The organism is Chryseobacterium sp. KMC2 (assembly GCF_016756935.1).
In the GTDB taxonomy this organism is placed as follows: domain Bacteria; phylum Bacteroidota; class Bacteroidia; order Flavobacteriales; family Weeksellaceae; genus Chryseobacterium; species Chryseobacterium rhizosphaerae.
Genome location: NZ_JAESIT010000011.1, coordinates 132,012 through 151,743 on the forward strand (window position 1 = coordinate 132,012; position 19,732 = coordinate 151,743).

The 19,732-nt window shown below is 36.8% G+C and carries 12 protein-coding genes; all 12 read left to right on the forward strand.

The genetic code is table 11. From position 1 onward, the window contains the following. Window positions 1-32: 32 nt before the first annotated feature. The gene (locus JML65_RS14525) at window positions 33-1,124 is read left to right on the forward strand and encodes a glycoside hydrolase family 99 protein (RefSeq protein ID WP_202271248.1); all 1,092 of its coding nucleotides are present in this window, start codon (window positions 33-35) and stop codon (window positions 1,122-1,124) included. Between the two features lie 147 nt (window positions 1,125-1,271). Then, the gene (locus JML65_RS14530) at window positions 1,272-3,044 is read left to right on the forward strand and encodes a ComEC/Rec2 family competence protein (protein WP_202271249.1); all 1,773 of its coding nucleotides are present in this window, start codon (window positions 1,272-1,274) and stop codon (window positions 3,042-3,044) included. A gap of 146 nt (window positions 3,045-3,190) precedes the next feature. Continuing rightward, window positions 3,191-3,853 (forward strand): succinate dehydrogenase cytochrome b subunit, encoded by a 663-nt coding sequence (locus JML65_RS14535; protein WP_047488924.1) that lies wholly within the window; start codon window positions 3,191-3,193, stop codon window positions 3,851-3,853. Window positions 3,854-3,868: 15 nt separating this feature from the next. Further along, a complete protein-coding gene (locus tag JML65_RS14540; RefSeq protein WP_047488928.1) occupies window positions 3,869-5,881 on the forward strand; it encodes a fumarate reductase/succinate dehydrogenase flavoprotein subunit in 2,013 nt (670 codons plus the stop codon). Window positions 5,882-5,905: 24 nt separating this feature from the next. Beyond that, window positions 5,906-6,673 (forward strand): succinate dehydrogenase/fumarate reductase iron-sulfur subunit, encoded by a 768-nt coding sequence (locus tag JML65_RS14545; protein WP_047488931.1) that lies wholly within the window; start codon window positions 5,906-5,908, stop codon window positions 6,671-6,673. 309 nt (window positions 6,674-6,982) lie between these two features. Continuing rightward, entirely contained in the window at window positions 6,983-8,527 is a 1,545-nt protein-coding gene (locus JML65_RS14550; protein ID WP_047488934.1) for a TlpA family protein disulfide reductase, read from the forward strand. Between the two features lie 15 nt (window positions 8,528-8,542). Continuing rightward, window positions 8,543-8,731, forward strand: a complete 189-nt coding sequence (locus JML65_RS23860; RefSeq protein ID WP_047488938.1) for a hypothetical protein — start codon at window positions 8,543-8,545, stop codon at window positions 8,729-8,731. Continuing rightward, window positions 8,700-10,109: a 23S rRNA (uracil(1939)-C(5))-methyltransferase RlmD gene (rlmD, locus tag JML65_RS14555; RefSeq protein WP_047488941.1), complete on the forward strand. Its 1,410-nt coding sequence runs from the start codon at window positions 8,700-8,702 to the stop codon at window positions 10,107-10,109. Before JML65_RS23860 ends, rlmD begins: the two co-directional genes overlap by 32 nt. Before the next feature lie 31 nt (window positions 10,110-10,140). Next, window positions 10,141-10,617 carry a DUF6452 family protein gene (locus tag JML65_RS14560; protein ID WP_202271250.1) on the forward strand — a complete coding sequence of 159 codons (477 nt, stop codon included), beginning with the start codon at window positions 10,141-10,143 and terminating at the stop codon, window positions 10,615-10,617. After that, entirely contained in the window at window positions 10,583-11,242 is a 660-nt protein-coding gene (locus tag JML65_RS14565) for a DUF6048 family protein (protein ID WP_047488950.1), read from the forward strand. Before JML65_RS14560 ends, JML65_RS14565 begins: the two co-directional genes overlap by 35 nt. Window positions 11,243-11,547: 305 nt before the next feature. Beyond that, complete coding sequence (locus tag JML65_RS14570; protein WP_202271251.1) at window positions 11,548-14,529, forward strand: reprolysin-like metallopeptidase; 2,982 nt, start codon at window positions 11,548-11,550, stop codon at window positions 14,527-14,529. Between the two features lie 289 nt (window positions 14,530-14,818). Then, window positions 14,819-19,528, forward strand: a complete 4,710-nt coding sequence (locus tag JML65_RS14575; protein WP_237390891.1) for a GEVED domain-containing protein — start codon at window positions 14,819-14,821, stop codon at window positions 19,526-19,528. The last annotated feature ends 204 nt before the right edge of the window (window positions 19,529-19,732 follow it).

The following is a 19,732-nucleotide window of genomic DNA, read 5'->3' on the forward strand; positions in this document are numbered from 1 at the left end:
TAATTCTTGATAATTTAATTACTCTATTGAAAATGAATCATTTGAAACGTTTTTTATTACTTGTTGCATGTACGTTCTTTTTCTCAAAAAGTTTTGCTCAGGAGAATATTCCAAGAGATAAAGTTCAGATATTTTATTACGGCTGGTATGGAAATCAGGCAGTAGATGGGAGTCTTCAGCATTGGAATCATGAAATTATCCCTCATTGGAATAATCCTAAATGGAATAATCTGGGACATTATAAAGGAGATGATGATATTGGAGCCAATTTTTATCCTGCTTTAGGAAACTACAGCTCTAATGATGTAAAGATCATTGAAAAACATATGAAAATGATCAAAGAATCAGGTGTTGGTGTTGTGGTTATCAGTTGGTTGGGAAAAGATTCTTTTACAGATAAAAGTGTTTCGAAATATTTAGATATTGCAGATCGTTTTAATCTGAAAATTGCATTTCACATAGAGCCGTTTTATAAAACAATTACTGAGCTCAGAGATCAGCTTTCCTATCTTGTTAAAACCTATTCTGCTCATCATGCCTTTTATAAAAAAGATGGGAAACCTATGTTTTACGTTTATGACAGCTATAAAATTTCTCCGGAAGAATGGTCAAAGCTTCTTTCTAAGAATGGAGAGAAAACGGTGCGTGATACGGAACTTGACGCTCTTTATATAGGGTTGTGGGTGGAGGAAAAAGATGCTGCTTTTTTTGAAACTTCCGGCTTTGATGGTTTTTATACCTATTTTGCGAGTGAAGGTTTTGTATATGGAAGCACCACTTCAAACTGGGATTTTCTTTCCAGATTTGCAAAAGACCATAAGCTAATTTTTATACCTTGTGTAGGACCTGGGTATTCTGATACTAGGATCAGGCCGTGGAATGAAGCTAATTTCAAAAGCCGTGAGAATGGAAAATATTATGAAAGTATGTTTGATGCTGCTATAAAAGTGAAGCCTGAATGGATTGGAGTCACATCTTTTAATGAATGGCATGAAGGCACACAAATAGAACCTGCTAGCCCCAAAAAGACAAGTAGTTTTACATATGAAGACTATGGAAAAGATCCATGGATGTACATTAAAGAAACAAAACGTTTAACGGATAAGTTTTTAAAAGGGAAGTAAAAACTTTTTTATAAAAACTTAAATTGATAGCAAAAAAATAAGCGCTCTGTTAATCTCTTTGATGAGGTATAGAGCGTTTTTTAGTGATCGTAGAGTCGAAATCCAATTGATTAATTTCCTACTTTGGTAATGTAATTGATTGGAAATGTGAACAAACAACCTCTCCTTATTCTAACGTTATGTTTTATCCTTGGAATTCTTTTTCAGGATCATTTTTTATGGGAAGGTATTACTGTTTATTCCGGCATGCTTCTTTGCCTTGGAATTGTAGTTTCGTTATTTTTTTATTCCTATTTTTTGAACAAATCTAAACCGGTTTTGCTGGGTGTGTTGTTTTTTGGATTGGGAATTATTTTTCATTTTTTCAATACCTTTTCTTCTGTTGCAGGATTAGCTGTTAAAGAAAAAGAAACTGTTATTTTCAATATTTCTCAGAAATTGAATACAACGGAGAAGTATAAAAGGTACGAAGGAATAGCCATGGTTGGGAAGAAGAGCTTTAATACCATTTTATACATTCCGAAAGATGCTCATGAACTTGATTTTAAACATTACTACAAAGCCGAAGCTTATCTGACACGCATAAAATCTCCGAAGTATGATTTTCAGTTCGATTATGCCAGGTATCTGAAAAGGAAAAATATTGAATACCAATGTTATCTTTCAAAAAGTATTTTTTCAGCTGAGAAAAGAGATTTAAGTTTTTTTGATAAAGTGAGGCAACAGAGACTTGAGATTCTGCAAAGAATTGACAAAACGGGAATGTCTGAAAAAGCCAAAACTTTTTTAAAAGGAATTATCCTGGCTGACCGGACAGAAATTGATGCAGGAACAGTCCGGGACTTCAACAGATCCGGGTTGATTCATTTACTGGCTATTTCTGGAACTCATATTGTTGTGATCTTTGGGATGTTTTATTTTTTACAGATTCGGTGTATGTCTTTGCGGTTAAGAAAGTATGCTGTCATTTTCAGTTTGGTTTTTATCTGGCTGTTTGCAGGTTTTATAGGTTTTGGAAATTCTGTTTTACGATCTTGCATTATGCTGACGGTATATTTTATTTATATTTTACTTCAGAGAAAAACAGATCTGCTGCATGCACTGGGGTTATCTGCATTTATTATTCTTGTTTTTGATACCCAGCAGTTTTTTGATATTGGATTTCAGCTCAGCTTTTTGGCTGTTTTGGGAATTTTTTGGTTAAATGAGCCTCTGTTGAGAAAATTTCCAAAACAGGATCATTATTGGAAAAAATTACTCTTTAATACGATTACGATTTCCATTGCTGCACAGCTGGCAACACTTCCTTTGGTGTTATATTATTTCCATCAGTTTTCCTTTATTTCAGTCATTGCCAATTGTATTATTGTTCCTTTTTCAGAAGTCATTATTGTATTTTCATTTTTAATGACAATTCTTATCGCTTTTAGGATTGACTTTATGTTCATTACTGTAGTATATGATAATGCTATCTTGCTGTTACTAAAGGTGATTCACTGGTTTGCAGAGACCGATGTGTTATTTTTTGAAAATATACCTATGAATTTACCTGAAGTCATATCAGTATTGGGAGTGGTCTACTTACTGAGGTCTGTAATTTTAGACTTTAATTTTAAAAGTTCCATGAGGCTTTCAATGTCTTTTTTGGCCTTTTTAATAATAAGAACAGGGAGTGATGTTTTTGAAAATCAGAGAGAAGAGGTGTTATTTCAAGAATTCAATAAAAATAAAGTGTTTTTGGTAAAGAAAGGAAATGAGGCCTGTTTTTGGATTTCAGAAAGGACAGATCGGGACAGGGTTATCCGGTATTTTATCAATCCTTACTGTTCATCGAGGAGGATCGCACATTTTGAGATAAAAAGCTTCCCTTCTTCTGTTCGGAAAATTGTTTTTCAGGATCAGATTTATGAAGTAAAATAGGATAGAGTCTTTCTGATTAATTACGCTCTGTTTATCGTTGCGTAGTCTTATTTAGAAAGATTACAAACTGGTTAATTGTGAGATTTCTCACTTTTCAATATTGTTAACATTCCTTAATTTTGTGGGAAATTCAAATTTAAACTTATATGGCAGGTTTAACGAGTTCTACGATAGGTAGAAAATATGCTATGGCATTATCAGCTATGTTTTTGCTGATTTTTCTTATACTGCATTTGACGACCAATTTGTTATCAGTTCTTAATAAGGACGCCTTTAACACGGCTTCTGACTTTATGGGCTATAATCCTTTTGTGCAGTTCTTAATGCAGCCTATTCTTGGTTTTGCAGTAATTTTCCATTTTGCGATGGGGTTTGTACTGGAAATTAAGAATAATAAAGCGCGTCCGGTAAAGTACGCAGCAAACAATGCTTCTGTGAATTCTTCATGGATGTCCAGAAATATGATTATTTCCGGTGCTGTTATTTTAGCTTTCCTAGCGCTTCACTTGTATGATTTCTGGCTTCATGAAATTAATTACAAGTATGTGGAAGGAATCGCTCCTGATGCAGAACGTTTCTGGCCGGAACTTCATGAGAAGTTTGCTGACCTTTGGAGAGTGGCTCTATATGTGATCTCTTTTGTATTATTAGGATTGCACTTAGCGCACGGATTTCAGTCTTCATTCCAGTCTGTGGGAGCAAGACATCCAAAGTATACACCAGTAATCAAAGCTTTTGGGAAATGGTATTCAATCCTTATTCCTGCAGGGTTTATCTTAGTTGCTGTTTTTCATTTTATAACTCAATAATATCAATATACTAGTATGAGTAAATTAGATTCAAGAATTCCAGCGGGTCCTCTTAAAGACAAGTGGAAAAATCATAAAGACCATATGAACCTTGTTGCACCAAACAACAGAGATAAGATTGATATTATTGTTGTAGGTACAGGTTTGGCAGGAGGTTCTGCTGCTGCTACTTTAGCTGAGCAAGGATACAATGTGAAAGCATTTTGTTATCAGGATTCTCCAAGAAGAGCGCACTCTATTGCGGCTCAAGGGGGGATCAATGCTGCTAAAAATTACCAAGGTGACGGTGACTCTACCTATAGATTGTTCTATGATACAATCAAAGGTGGTGACTATAGAGCAAGAGAAGCTAACGTTTACAGATTAGCTGAAGTTTCTGCAAATATTATTGACCAGTGTGTTTCTCAGGGAGTTCCTTTCGGTAGAGATTACGGTGGCCAGCTAGATAACCGTTCATTTGGTGGGGTTCAGGTAAAAAGAACATTCTATGCAAAAGGACAGACTGGACAACAGTTGTTGTTAGGTGCTTATTCTGCAATGAGTCGTCAGATCGGTAAAGGTAGAATCAAGATGTACAACCGTCATGAAATGCTAGACCTTGTTATTGTTGACGGAAAAGCAAGAGGTATTATTGCAAGAAACCTGGTAACAGGTGAAGTTGAAAGACATTCTGCACACGCTGTAGTAATTGCTTCGGGAGGATACGGAAACGTATATTTCCTTTCTACCAATGCAATGGGATCAAACGTTTCTGCAGCATGGAAGATCCACAAAAAAGGAGCTTATTTTGCAAACCCTTGTTACGTACAGATTCACCCGACTTGTATTCCTGTTCATGGGACACAGCAGTCTAAACTGACTTTGATGTCTGAATCATTAAGAAACTCCGGAAGAATCTGGGTTCCTAAAAAACATGAAGATTCAGTAGCCATCAGAGAAGGTAAACTGAGACCGGAAAATATTAAAGAAGAAGATAGAGATTATTATTTAGAAAGAAGATACCCTGCATTCGGTAACCTTGTGCCTAGAGACGTTGCGTCAAGAGCAGCTAAGGAAAGATGTGATGCTGGTTTCGGAATTGAAAATAATGATACACAGGAAGGTGTTTACCTGGATTTCTCTACAGAAATCATGAAGAAAGGTAAAGAAGCCGCTATCGAAAAACATATTCATAACCCAACTGATCAACAGCTTTATGATTTAGGTAAAAGCTGGGTTGAGGAGAAATACGGTAACCTATTCGTAATGTACGAAAAGATTACTGCTGATGATCCTTACAAAACTCCAATGAAGATTTATCCTGCAGTTCACTATACTATGGGAGGTGTTTGGGTTGATTATAACCTTCAGTCTACTATCCCTGGATGTTTCGTAATTGGTGAAGCTAACTTCTCTGATCACGGTGCAAACAGACTTGGAGCATCTGCTTTGATGCAGGGGCTTGCTGACGGATATTTTGTACTTCCTTATACTATTGCAGATTATCTTTCTGCAGATATCAGAACAGGAGAAATTCCTACCAATTCAGGAGCATTTGATGAAGCTGAAAAGGGGATTAAAGAGAAAATTGATTTCTTCTTAAATAATAAAGGAACTCATTCAGTAGATCATTTCCATAAACAATTAGGACACATTATGTGGAATAAAGTAGGGATGGGAAGAACTCCTGAAGGATTAAGAGAAGCGATCAGAGAAATTGAAGAAGTAAGAAACGACTTCTGGAAAAATGTAAAAGTTCCTGGTGAAGGAGAAGGGATGAACACTGAGCTTGAAAAAGCATTCAGAGTAGCAGACTTCCTTGAATTAGGACAATTAATGGCTATCGATGCACTACACAGAAACGAGTCTTGTGGTGGACATTTCCGTGAGGATCACTCAACTCCAGACGGAGAAGCGGAAAGAGATGACGTAAATTACAAATACGTCGGAGCTTGGGAATATCAGGGAGGAGATATCAACGCGGAAGTGTTGCATAAAGAAGACCTGATATATGACAACATCGAGGTTAAAACTAGAAGTTACAAATAATCTCCAACCTATAAATAAAAAATTATGAGTGCAAAAAAAGGCTTACATCTTACGCTGAAAATTTGGAGACAAAAAAATAGTAAAACTAAAGGTCAGTTTGAGACCTATAAAATATCAGATGTTTCCACAGATTCTTCATTTTTGGAGATGCTGGACATCCTGAACGAAAATTTAATTAACGAAGGAAAAGAGCCGATCGCTTTTGACCATGACTGTCGTGAGGGGATCTGCGGAATGTGTTCTCTTTACATCAATGGTAGAGCACATGGTCCGGATACAGGGATTACTACCTGTCAGCTTCACATGAGAATGTTCAAAGACGGTGAAACCATCGTTATTGAACCATGGAGAAGTGCTGCTTTCCCGGTTATTAAAGACTTAATGGTAGACAGAAGTGCATTTGACAGAGTAATGGCTGCAGGTGGTTTCGTTTCTGTGAATACTTCAGGAAATACGTTGGATGCGAATGCTATTCCGGTTCCTAAAGAAGATGCAGACAGAGCTATGGATGCTGCTGCTTGTATCGGATGTGGAGCTTGTGTAGCAACATGTAAAAACGGATCTGCCATGTTATTCGTGGGAGCTAAAGTTTCTCAGTTTGCTTTACTTCCTCAAGGTAGGGTAGAAGCAAAAAGAAGAGTTCTGAACATGGTGAAAGCTATGGATGAAGAAGGATTTGGAAACTGTTCAAATACCGGAGCATGTGAAATAGAATGTCCTAAAGGTATTTCTCTTGAGAATATCGCAAGAATGAACAGAGAATATATGGCTGCTCTTGTAGATCAAGGATAGAATTGATTCAGATACATAAAAAGTCGTCTTCATTTGAAGGCGACTTTTTTTATGCAGAATATTCCCCCTGTTAAAGTTTGTTAACTTATTAATATGCTTTGGTATTCTTTGTTTAATAAGTCTATATTTGGTGGGTAATAGAATTGCTTTAATAAACAATTCTGAGACATTGCAAAGAGATTAATTATGTCTGAAACAGAAACTTAAATGCCTGTTTTCATAGGGGATAAGAAAATTTCTAAAAAAAATTATTAGTGTTAATTAAGAAGCCTTAAAAAGCGTATTTTTGTGTAATATTTAAAAATTGAAATGAAAAAATATCTTTTATTGTTTATCATCGCGATTTTCGTGATGTCTTGTTCAAAAAAAGTAGAAGTAAAAGGGAAAATTACCGGAGGTGCTCCATTAGAAAGAATTGAATTTGTAGAAGCTTCTGGAGTAGGGACTCTGCCTTTAATTAATATAGGTTTAGATAAAGACGGAAACTTTTCAGGAAGCTTCGAAGCTCCTAAAGATGGAATGTATGTTATTAATTATGCTAACAGACAAAACCTGATCTATCTTGAAGGGGGACAAAATGTAAATATCTCAGGAAATGGAATGACTTTCCCAAATGAATTTGTTATAACCGGAGATGCTAAAAAGAATAATGATTTTCTTCAGGCTACCCAGAAATTTTTGGGTGAGTACGGAAGTAAGCTAAATCTAAACCAGCTGATGGCTGGTGATGAAGCAGCATTCTTAAAGGGCATTCATAAAATAGAAGCTGATATCAACAAAAATGTAGATGATCTGGCTGCGAAAAATAATCCTAGTAAAGGACTTATCACCTGGAAGAAAAATGATATTAAAGTAACGATCCTTAATTTATTGGCTAATTACGAAATGTCACATGGTCCAATGGCTGGTAATCTAGCTTATAAATCTTCTAAAGCTTTTAAAGATTATGAAGTGAAGTTGGAAGATGATAAAGAAGCAATGGTAAAAACAATACCGCTTTACAGACAGTATTTACTTGTAAAAATGACGCCTGATTTCCAAAAGTATGCAGAAGCAAACAGTAAAGGAAAGACTGATATTACCACTTCAGAATTGTTTGCACAATATCTGAAGACTAAAAAGGATATCTCTCAAACTGCAAAAGACTATCTTTTAGCTTTTGTAATGGCTCAGACTGATATTCATCCAACGACTCCTGCCAACAGAATTGATAAAATCAAGAAAATTATTGATTCAGATATTAAAGATGCGACTATTAAAAGTGACCTTCTTAAAATGCAGATGGCTATTACAGGGCTTAAAATTGGAGATGCAGCTCCGGAAGCTCCTTTGGTGAAACAGGACGGAAAGGCTTATAATCTTTCTGAAAATAAAGGAAAACCCTATATGTTATTCTTTTATGCATCTTGGAACCCTTATATCAGCGAAGCTACAGTACCTGTATTGAAAGAAGTTGTTAACTTTTATAAATCTAAAATGAACTTTGTGTTTGTCAATGTAGATGATACAAAAGATCAGTTTGTAAAAACCAGCAATTCTCTATTGAAAGGTATTCAGGGAGTAAATGTTTACGGAGAAAAAGGTATGGAATCTGAGATCGCTAAAAAATATGGTGTATACGGATTTAAATTACCTTGTTTTGTAATCATAGACAAAGATGGTAAAATTGCCAGCAGATCATTTGTGAACCTGGGAGAACAGGAATTGGTAACTATTTTGGATAAATTGACAGGTCTTGCAGCGCCAAGAGTAGATCAAGCTCCGCAACAAATGCCACAAGGATTACAAGTGGATCCGTCTGCACAGCAACAGGCTCCACAACCGGCAAATCCACAACCAGCTCAAACGAAATAATAAACTTTAACATAGATGGAAACCTTATCTTCGGATAAGGTTTTTTTTTATTGTATTTTTGCAGAATTAAACCGAAAGTTTTCTTTCGGCTGTATTAGAAAAAATAGAAATAGAGATGTAGGAATGAAACCTTCCGGTTTCGTCCTGCCATTAAAAGAAATTGAGTTTACGGATGAAAAAGAAGAAGAAAGATATAATTCTTGAAAATATTAAGTTATTCGGAGCAGGGGCAAAAGGTGTCGCGATTGGAAAAACAGAAGAAGGAAAAACAGTACTGATCTCAGGAGCGGTTCCGGGTGATGTAGTGAATGCAAGAGTAAAAAAATCCAAATCCAAATATTATGAGGCAGAAACTGTAGAAGTTGTGGAGCCTTCGGCATTTAGGGTAGAGCCTAAATGTATTCATTTTGGAACGTGCGGTGGATGCAAGTGGCAAAATATGAGCTACGAGAAACAGCTTGACTTTAAGCAGGAAGAAGTATACAATAATATTAAGAGAATCGGAGGGATTGACGAGTTTGAAACGGTTCCGATCTTAGGGGCTGAAGAGCAGTATTTCTACAGAAACAAAATGGAGTTCTCTTTCTCTAACGCAAGATGGCTTACACAGTATGAAATAAGCTCTGAAGAAAATTTTGGCAGTAAGGATGCTCTGGGCTTCCATATCCCGGGAATGTGGAGTAAGATTCTCGATCTTAAAGAATGTTTTCTTCAGGAAGACCCTTCCAATGCAATACGACTTGCCGTAAAACAATATGGTGTCAACAATGGATTGGATTTCTTTGATGTGAGAAATCAGGAAGGTTTCTTAAGAACTTTAATGATGAGACAAAACTCTAAAGGAGAATGGATGGTACTATTCCAGCTTTATAGAGAAGAAAAAGAAAACAGAGAAAAACTTTTCGAATTTTTACTGGAGAAGTTTCCACAGATCAAAACGTTGGTATATGCTATTAATCCAAAACAGAATGATTCAATCTATGATTTAAATATCAATGTTTATTTTGGAGAAGGATATCTGATGGAAGAAATGGATGGACTAAAGTTTAAAATAGGACCAAAATCATTTTTTCAAACCAATTATAAACAGGCTTTAGAATTATATAGAAAAACATTAGAATTTGCAGACCTGAAAGGGGATGAAGTGGTTTATGACCTTTATACAGGAACAGGAACTATAGCACAATATGTAGCAAGAAATGCAAAACAGGTAATAGGAATAGAATCTGTGCAGGAAGCTATAGACGCGGCAATAGAACACGCTGAATTAAATGGTCTTACCAATTGTACTTTCTATTGTGGAGATATGAAAAATGTTTTTAATGATGAATTCATGGAAAATCATCCTAAGGCGGATGTTTTAATCACGGATCCACCAAGGGACGGAATGCACCAGAAAGTAGTAGAGCAAATCTTAAAGCTTGCCCCGGAAAAAGTAGTTTATGTGAGCTGTAACTCAGCAACACAGGCGAGAGATCTGGCACTGATGAAAGATCATTATACTTTGGTGAAAATATTACCGGTAGATATGTTCCCACAAACCCATCACGTGGAAAACATTGCTTTATTGGTTAAAAAATAAATTTATTTAAATTTGAATTTCAAATCTTAGTATGAGATACTTTAAATTTTTCATAATAACCTGCCTTTTGGGAATGCTTTTTTCCTGTGGTGGAGACGATGATATCTGCGAAAGTGGAGAAGGAACCCCGAGAATGAAAGTGGCATTTAGATCAGCGGAATCGGGAAAAGATAGAACATTGGATTCGCTATATGTAGCCGTTGATTACGGTTCCGGAAAAGTTCAGTTAGGAGGAGTAGCGAAAGCCGATTCCAAACTTATTCCTTTAAGAGTAGATGACTCTCCATATACTGATGTGTATTTTAGATTAACTAATAAGGGATCTGAAGCCAAAGTGAGAGTGAAGTACACGACAAAGTCTACCTATGTATCTCCTGGATGTGGTATGAAAAAAGCATATGAGAATTTAACCTCAGAATTAATAACTCCCAATCCTGTTCAAAACCTGGAAGCCGGACAAAATCAAATAGAGAATGAAGACAAGACTAATCTTTACCTTCTTTTTTAGTATACTAGGAATACTGAGCTGGGCACAAGATAAGAAAGAGACCAAAAAAGAACAATTGAAATATGAACCTAATTTTATGGTTGGTTTTGATGTTCTGAATACAGGGGCCGCTTTCTTTTCAGACAGGAAATTGTATCAGGGATTTATTTCTTCAAAAATAAGAGGAAATGTTCATGCTGTTGCTGAAGCTGGATTTGAGAAAAATATATATCAGAAAAATGGATATGATGCCAAAGTAAATGGACCCTTTGTTAAATTGGGTGCATTTTATATGTTGGCGAAAGATGCAGAAAATGAATTCAATGGTTTCTATGCAGGTGGAAAGCTGGGTGGGTCATTTTATAAACAGGAATATATGGCCATACCGGTGCGTGGGTTTGGGGGAAGCAGCTCTTCGGTAGCTTTTCCTTCTTCGTCACAATCCTCTTTTTGGCTGGAAGGGACATTGGGAGGCAGGGTACAGCTCTTTGAGTCCAACTTCTATATCGATGTAAATCTGCAGCCCCGTTATTTGGTATATACTACAAAACAGGACGATATATCCCCAATGATTATTCCCGGATTTGGAAGAAGCTCTTCCAAATTTAATATGGGATTTGCATGGAATATAGCATATAAATTTTAAAAGGAGCGTTGAGCTCCTTTTTTTTGTGATTACGTTTTATAGGGAAGTAAACTGGTCTTCATTCCGGCTTACTTTTATGATAAGACTAATTGTGATATTATAATAGTATATCCGGTAAAAGTGCCATGTTTATTACGAAAGTTTTTGTTTTTTGTCTATATTGAAAAACTAAATTTTTGAATTGTTTTTGTATTATTATAATGTATTTTACTTTTGATTATCGTATTTGTTTTAAATAATGATTAAAATTTAATAATTAGTAGTATAAAATAATTATATTTGGAAAAAAATATAATTAACTTTTTATGAAAAGACTACTTACTACTTTGATGTGTGCTTTAGTAGGGGGGACAGCGTTCGGACAGTGGACGCCCGCTACTATTAAGGTAGACAGCAAAAAAAGAGCAGTGGACATGAAGGCCACTAACGTAGGATCTAATTTCAAATTGGACTTGAATCAGCTTAGAGCTCAATTGAAAGGAGCTCAAGAAATGGGAGCTAATGCTAGACCTGTTGTTATTTCCATCCCGACCTTAAGTGGTAAAATCGAGAGATTTAATGTGTACAGTTTTCCTGTGGTTGTAAAAGAACTTGCAGATAAGTATGAGCTTGGTTCATACATAGGAACTTCTGTTGAGGACCCTTCCCGACAAATTAGATTCTCTGTAGCTCCAAATGATTTCCAGTCTATGTTATTTAAAGATGGAAATTATGAGTTCGTTGAACCTGTTGACAAAGCAAACGGAATATATTCTCTACAGCTTAAAAAGAACAAGACAGGAGAAAAACCTTTCGTATGTAGCACAATGGAAGAACCAGGTGCTGTAAAAGACCTTGAGAACTTATATAACAGCGGAAAATCATTTGCTCATAATTCCGGAACTTTTAATAAGAATTCCGATAGAAAGTACCGTACAATGAGAGTGGCAATCTCAACTACTGCTGAGTACACGGCTTATTTTGGAGGTGTTCCGGGTGCATTAGCACAGGTGAATGCTACACTTACCCGTGTGAATGCTGTTTTTGAAAAAGATTTTGCATTGCATTTAAATCTACAGTCTTATCCAAGTTTGATTTTTACGAATGCTGCAACAGACCCATATTCTCCTGCTGCGCAAATGAATAACTGGAATGTTCAGTTACAGCAAACGCTTACCAGTGTAGTAGGAAATGAAAACTATGATATCGGACATTTATTTGGAGCTACAGGTGGTGGTGGAAATGCTGGATGTATCGGATGTGTATGTATAGATCCTGCAACTCCAACTTCTAAAGCAAAAGGATCTGGGTTTACATCTCCGGCAGATGGGATTCCAATGGGTAATAATTTTGATATAGATTATGTAGCTCACGAAATGGGACACCAGTTGGGTGGTAATCATACATTCTCCCATGGGATCGAAGGATCTGGGGTAAATGTTGAACCGGGATCAGGATCTACTATCATGGGATATGCAGGGATTACAGGAGCGACTACAGATGTGCAGGCGCATTCCGATCCTTATTTCCATAGAGCAAGTATTGGTCAGATTCAAACCAACCTAATCAGTAAAACATGTGATATTGAAACCAGTGTTGCAAACAATGCACCTGCAATCGCAGCGCTTTCTCCTTATACAATTCCTAAGAAAACTGCATTTGTACTTACAGCTAACGTTACAGATGCTGACGGGGATCCAATGACGTATACATGGGAAGAAATGGATAGTGGAATGACTGCCAGCCAGACTATTGATAAAAATAATTTAGGACAAACAACTTATGGGGCGTCATTCAGATCGGTATCTCCTTCTAATACCCCAACAAGATACTTCCCTAAATTTTCTTCTGTACTTGCAGGAGCTTTAGATAATTCATTAAATACCTGGGAATCTACTTCACAGGTAGCCAGAACTTCTAAATTTGCCATTACAGCAAGAGATAATAATGCTGATGTAACACAGCAGCAAACTAACTCTGCACAACAGACTATTACAGTTGGAAATGACGGACCATTCCAGATCACTCAGAATTTCCTTTTTGCGAATGCTCCTTCTGACTTAACTTGGGATGTTGCCAATACATCATCGGCTCCTTATAATGTTGCCAATGTTAAAATTGACTATTCAACAGATAACGGAGTAAACTGGACAGTTCTTTCTGCTTCTACTCCTAATGACGGTACGGAATCCTTTACAATACCTTCGTCTTTAAACGGACAAACTATTGTGGTAAGGGTTTCTTCTATTGGAAACGTTTTCTATACTCTTAAGAAAATTCCTGTAACTAACCAGGTAGCATGTGGTTCTGCTCCTATTGGTTTAGTAGCTCAAAATATTACACTGAATGGTGCTTCTGTTTCTTGGAGCCCGGTTGCTGGAGCTGCTTCTTATGCTGTGAGATATAGATTAGCATCTGCTACTCCTTGGACTCAGCTTCCGGATAGCAATACGAACTCTGCAACATTATCAGGATTGTCAGACTGTACTGCATATCAGGTTCAGGTAGCTGCTATTTGTGGTGGGGTAACAGGTCCTTATTCTGCAACTACTGCCTTCTCTTCTGCATGTGTTACTTACTGTACATCAGCAAGTAGTAGTGGTCAGTATAATTATATCTCCAATGTTACATTGGGAACTGTAAACAATACAACTGGAGGAACAACATACTCTAACTTTACAAACAATACAGCATTACAGCCTGTTTTGTTAGTAAACAGCTCAAATACAATTAATGTTTCTCTTACTACCAATAATGCAGGTGCATTAGTGAATGGAATGGCAGCATGGATTGATTATAATAAAAATGGATTATTTGAAGCCTCTGAAAGAGTTCTTGATATGCCAATAACTTCTTTGATACTTGGAACTACTCCTAATACAGCAACATTTACAGTGCCATCAACTGCGGTAACTAATACTCCGGTAAGAATGAGAATTGTTACAGTTTTAATAAATCCAGATTATATTGGCGAGAGTCTTCCTGATGATTTTGCATGTGGAGATTTCCCTAATGGAGAAGTTGAAGACTATAATGTAATTATTGCAACTAATCTTGGAACTTCTGAGACAGGTACTAAAAACAATGGAATTCAGATCTATCCAAATCCTGTAAATGATGTTTTAAATGTAACTAAAGTTTCTGATAAAGCAGCTTACAAAATTTACAGTGCAGCGGGTCAGCTGATAGACAGCGGAAATATCAACAGTGGAAAAATTAATGTTTCAGCATTAATTAAAGGTGGATACGTAATTACAATTGAAGATAAAGGTCAGGATCAGTTTAGATCTAAGTTTATCAAAAAGTAATGTAAATCTTTATAACATTAAATCCCCAAGTTTCTTGGGGATTTTTTATTTTAAATCATATTGGGCATTATTGTGAAATTTTTTCAAAAAAATATTTTAATAGATGTGTAATAGTGAAAAAATTATTAGATTTGTGTAATTATTAAAATATTAACATATGGAATGAAAATTACTTTTTTAATACAGTTTATCTGTAAAATGAGATGTTTCGAAAAATATGTTTGAACGTCTCAACTAGGAAAACCTTATAATTCTTGACTATTCTTATCACTATTAAATTTAAAAAAATATGAGTGTACTTTTACTCTGTAAAATGAGCAGTCCCAGAAGGACTCTCATAACATTACTTTGTATGGTCTTCGGTCTATTCCTGCAAGCACAAACAATCACGATTGGTACAGGAACATCAACTCAAAGATATCCTTTGAGTTGTTATTATGGATTCGAAAGATCATCTTCACTTTATACAGCTGCAGAAATTAATACAGCTGCGGGAGGAACCGTCCTGTCCTTAGGATGGAATGTGACTGCAGCCTCTACTGCCACCATGCCGGTAAAGATTTATTTGAAATCTGTACCCGCTGCAACAACAACTCTTACTGCACAAAACTGGGTTAATGCCACTGCAGGAGCTACTTTAGTCTATGATGCCAGTTTAACTAATTTACCAACAGGATGGAATACCATTACATTACAAAACCCTTTTTATTATAATGGGTCAGATAACCTGTTAGTGTTGGTTGAAACAAACTATGGTGGATCCGGAACAGGATCTTCATCAGGAAGTGCAGTTACGTATAGTACTGCTACATCAAAACATATGTATATTCAAGGAGATACCAATGCTCCTACAGGAACAGGAACCGTGACTTCCAGCAGACCAAATATTCAGATTACTTTTGGTCCGCCACCTTCATGTATTCCTCCTGGTGCCTTGAGTTTAGGAACGATCACTGCTACAAGTGCTGTAGTAAACTGGTCAGCATCCACACCTGCACCTGCAGGAGGATACGAAGTATATTACAGTACGACCAATACTGCACCAACAGCAGGAACTCCTCCTTCACAAACAGTGACAGCACCCACAGCAACACTTTCTCCACTGGTGCCGAATACCAATTATTATGTTTGGGTACGGGCAAAATGTAGTGGAACGAATCAAAGCTGGTGGGTAGGACCAATCGCTTTAACTACACCACCTACTTGTCCTCCAATGCCTACTACGGGATCATTATCTATGGGAATGATCACACCTACCAGTGCAGTACTGAACTGGACAGCTTATGGGTATACCCCTGCAGGTGGATATGATGTATATTACAGTACCAATAATACAGCTCCTACTGGGGCAACTCCTCCTTCACAAACAGTGACAGGATTAACAGCAACACTTTCTCCACTGGTGGCTAATACAACCTATTATGCCTGGGTGAGAGCAAGATGTAGTGCAACTGATCAAAGCTCATGGAGCGGACCAATTTCCTTCTATACAGGGTATTGTGTACCTACAGGAGGTACGGGATCAACTTCATATTACCTGAATAATATTACGAGTACCGGAGGTATTTCTAACTTAAATTATACTGCTGCTGCTTACCAGGCATATGTTAACAGTACAGCCAGTGTATTTTCAGCAATACCTACAAATACAATAACATTGAATTTGGCTTCTGCCGGAAATAATACATATCATTATTATGTTTGGATTGACTGGAATAACGATATGAGTTTTACCGGTACTGGTGAACTTATTTTTGCTTCCACATCGTATAATGCCACTGAATCTGTATCCATTCCTATACCGGCAACTCAGGCTCCCGGAAACTATAGAGTAAGAGTTGGTACAACATATTCCGGTACAATGGTTCCATGTGGACCGGTATCAAGTGGTAACTATGTAGATTTCAATTTAAACGTAATTGCTTTACAGCCATGTAATACATTGCCTCCAAGTAATATTACCGTTTCAAATATTACGGCAAGTACTGCTCTTGTAAGCTGGGTTCCTTCTACAGGAGCAACATACAAATTGCAGTATAGAAGAACTGGAACTTTACCATGGACTGTGGTTGATTTAACTGCTCCATTATCAAATAGCTATACTATTCCTAACCTGATTGATGCAACTCAGTATGAATTTCAGATAGCGACGATATGTGGTGGAACTCAGGGAGCATTCTCTCCTGTGGCGAACTTTACCACCCTTGCTCTTACTTATTGTGATCCAAGCCCTGTAAATACAACATCGGATGGTTATATCAATAAGGTAGTCGTTACCCCTACGAATGCACCACTTATGGTAAATGATTCAGGGTATGATGTATATAAAGATTATACAACAGATGCTACCAAAACAATTATATTGGTAAGAGGATCAGCAGGAAACAAAATTAGTGTTAATAAATACTGGCCGGGATCTACATCTTCTTACGGTGTAGTGGCATGGATTGATTATAATAGAAACGGATTATTTGAAACCTGGGAAAAAGTATTGGATACTTCAAGCAGTACCACTACTCCGGTAAACAATACCTTTTCATTAGCTGCTTTACCAGCTGGAGCTGTTTATAGTGGAGCTCAGCCTACACGTATGCGTGTTGCTATGAAACAATATGACGTTCCTATTCCATGTGGTGCATTTGATGCATTTGATTACGGAGAAGTGGAAGACTATCCGGTAAGATTTATTGATCAGCCTGTATGTTCTACTACACCTCCAACGAATGTTACGGTTTCAAACCTTACAGCTACGAGTGCAACTTTCTCATGGGTAGCTGCTACAGGAGCAACTTATAATTTGAGATACAGAAGAACCAATCCAGTGGGTGCCTATACAACGGTAACCGGTATTACAGGAAATACTTATACTATTCCTGGTACAGCACCTTTAACTGAGCAAACGGACTATGAAGTTCAGGTGGCTACAGTATGTAATGGTAGTACAGGTTCATACTCAACAGCAGTACCATTTAAAACACCACCTTTATCTTATTGCCAGATGGTAGGTAGTGGAAATAACGACCACATTTCAAATGTAACAGTTACTTCTTCTAACCTTGGGGTACCTGCTATGAGTAATACTTCAGTGCAGACGAATTACATCAGCTATACCAATGCACAAACCCTGATTACTCTTGATATTGAATCTACAGATAATAAAATATCAGTAGCGAAAGGTTGGACAGGTGCTACCAATAATGATGCTGTTTCAGCATGGATTGATTTCAACAGAGACGGACAGTTTACTGATGCAGAAAGAATTCTTAATTCTGCAGCCAGTACAACAACTCCTGTTACAGCTACATTTATTGTTCCTGCAGGATCTTATTCCGGACCACTGACTACTACAATGAGAGTGGTGTTAAAACGTTCAAGTGCTCCGGTAATGTGCCAGAATGCAGTGAATGGAGAAGTGGAAGACTATAGAGTAATGTTGAGACCATGTAGCAGTGCTACTCCGGGAACTCCTACTATTGTAGCTACTCATAATAGTGCTACTATTACCTGGACGGCAACAGGAGCTAATGTAAGTTATCTTGTAAAATATAGAGTACAGGGAACTACTGCATGGACTGAAGTATATGCTTCTGCAATTTTAGGTAATATGCCACTTGTTATCAATGGTCTGACTCCGGCTACCACTTATGAAGTTCAGGTTGCAGCTGTTTGTGGAACTACTATTGGTACTGCAACACCTATAAAAACATTTACAACGAGATGTGATCCTACGCCTCCAAATGTTACGATCAGCGCTATTACTCCTACAACAGCATTGGTTACCTGGGCACCGCTTGCGGCAAGTTCTACTTATGTGATGAGATACAGAGTAGTGGGATCTGGTACAGCAGGATGGGTTGAAGTAAATTTACCGGCTGCTCCTGCCAATACCTATGTGCTTGGTAGTGCAACTCCGCTATTACCTTATACTACATACGAGGTTCAGATTGCCAATAAGTGTGTAGGAGAAAATACCCTGAATCCATATTCAAATCCAAAAGTATTTACGACGGAAAGAATTTGTGAAATTGCTCCTCCTGGATTAACGATTACACAATTATTGCCAACAATGGCAGAAGTTAAATGGGATCCTTTCCCAGGAGCAACATACGTGTTGAGATATAGAAAAGTAGGTATTCCTAGCTGGACAGAAGTTCCAACACCTGTTAATAATGTAGTATTGTCAGGATTGACAGAACTTACAAAATATGAAATGCAGGTAGTGAATATCTGTAATGGTACACCGGGTAATTATACACCTCTATATTACTTTACAACACCTACCGTAGTGTATTGTAATATGGGTTCTCAGAATTCTACGGGTGAGCATATTGCTAAGGTTACTGTTAATCCAAACGGAAAACCTAGTATGGAAAACGCATCCGGTGCCTCTTCTTATACAGATTACACAGGAGTTACTGCTAAGTTTATAGAGTTGATTCAAGGATCCACAGACAATGAAATTATCATTGAGAAAAAATGGACAGGAACTAATCATAACGAAGGAATTGCAGTATGGATCGATTTCAACAGAAATGGTGAATTTGATATCAATGAGAGAGTGTTTACTTCACCTCCGAATACTACCACTCCGGTATCAGGAAAATTCAGTGTTCCGGCAGATGCATTTGTAAGCATGACAGATTACAAATATGTAGTGATGAGAGTAGCTATGCAAAGAGATGGAGTACCTGTAAGCTGTGTTAACTTTGCTAACGGTGAAGTTGAAGATTATACAGTAAGAATTTCCAAAAAGGCAGTTTTAAATCCTATTGATCAAACTGAGATCATGATTTATCCTAACCCTGTAAGTTCAGTATTATATGTGAAGAATATTAGCAAAAGAGCTAAATATAAAATCTATAATGCAGCAGGACAGGTGATCAACGATGGAATTCTGTTGAACAACCAAATCAACGTAAGCAAATTAATCAACGGTGTTTATGTAATAGATATTGAAGATAATGGCAATACGGTTCAAAAGAAATTTATCAAAGAATAATTCATTAAAATTTCTATAGAATAAGCCTCCAGCAATGGAGGCTTATTTTTTTTGATATAAATATAAACTTGATATTTGAATAATATATATCTATACGTTGTGATTTATTGAATTTTTTCGTTCAAATGTATATTTTTGTTTATTTTATTAATTAACATCGAGTTTTATTATTGTATTCGTAATTTATATGCATTAAATTATTGT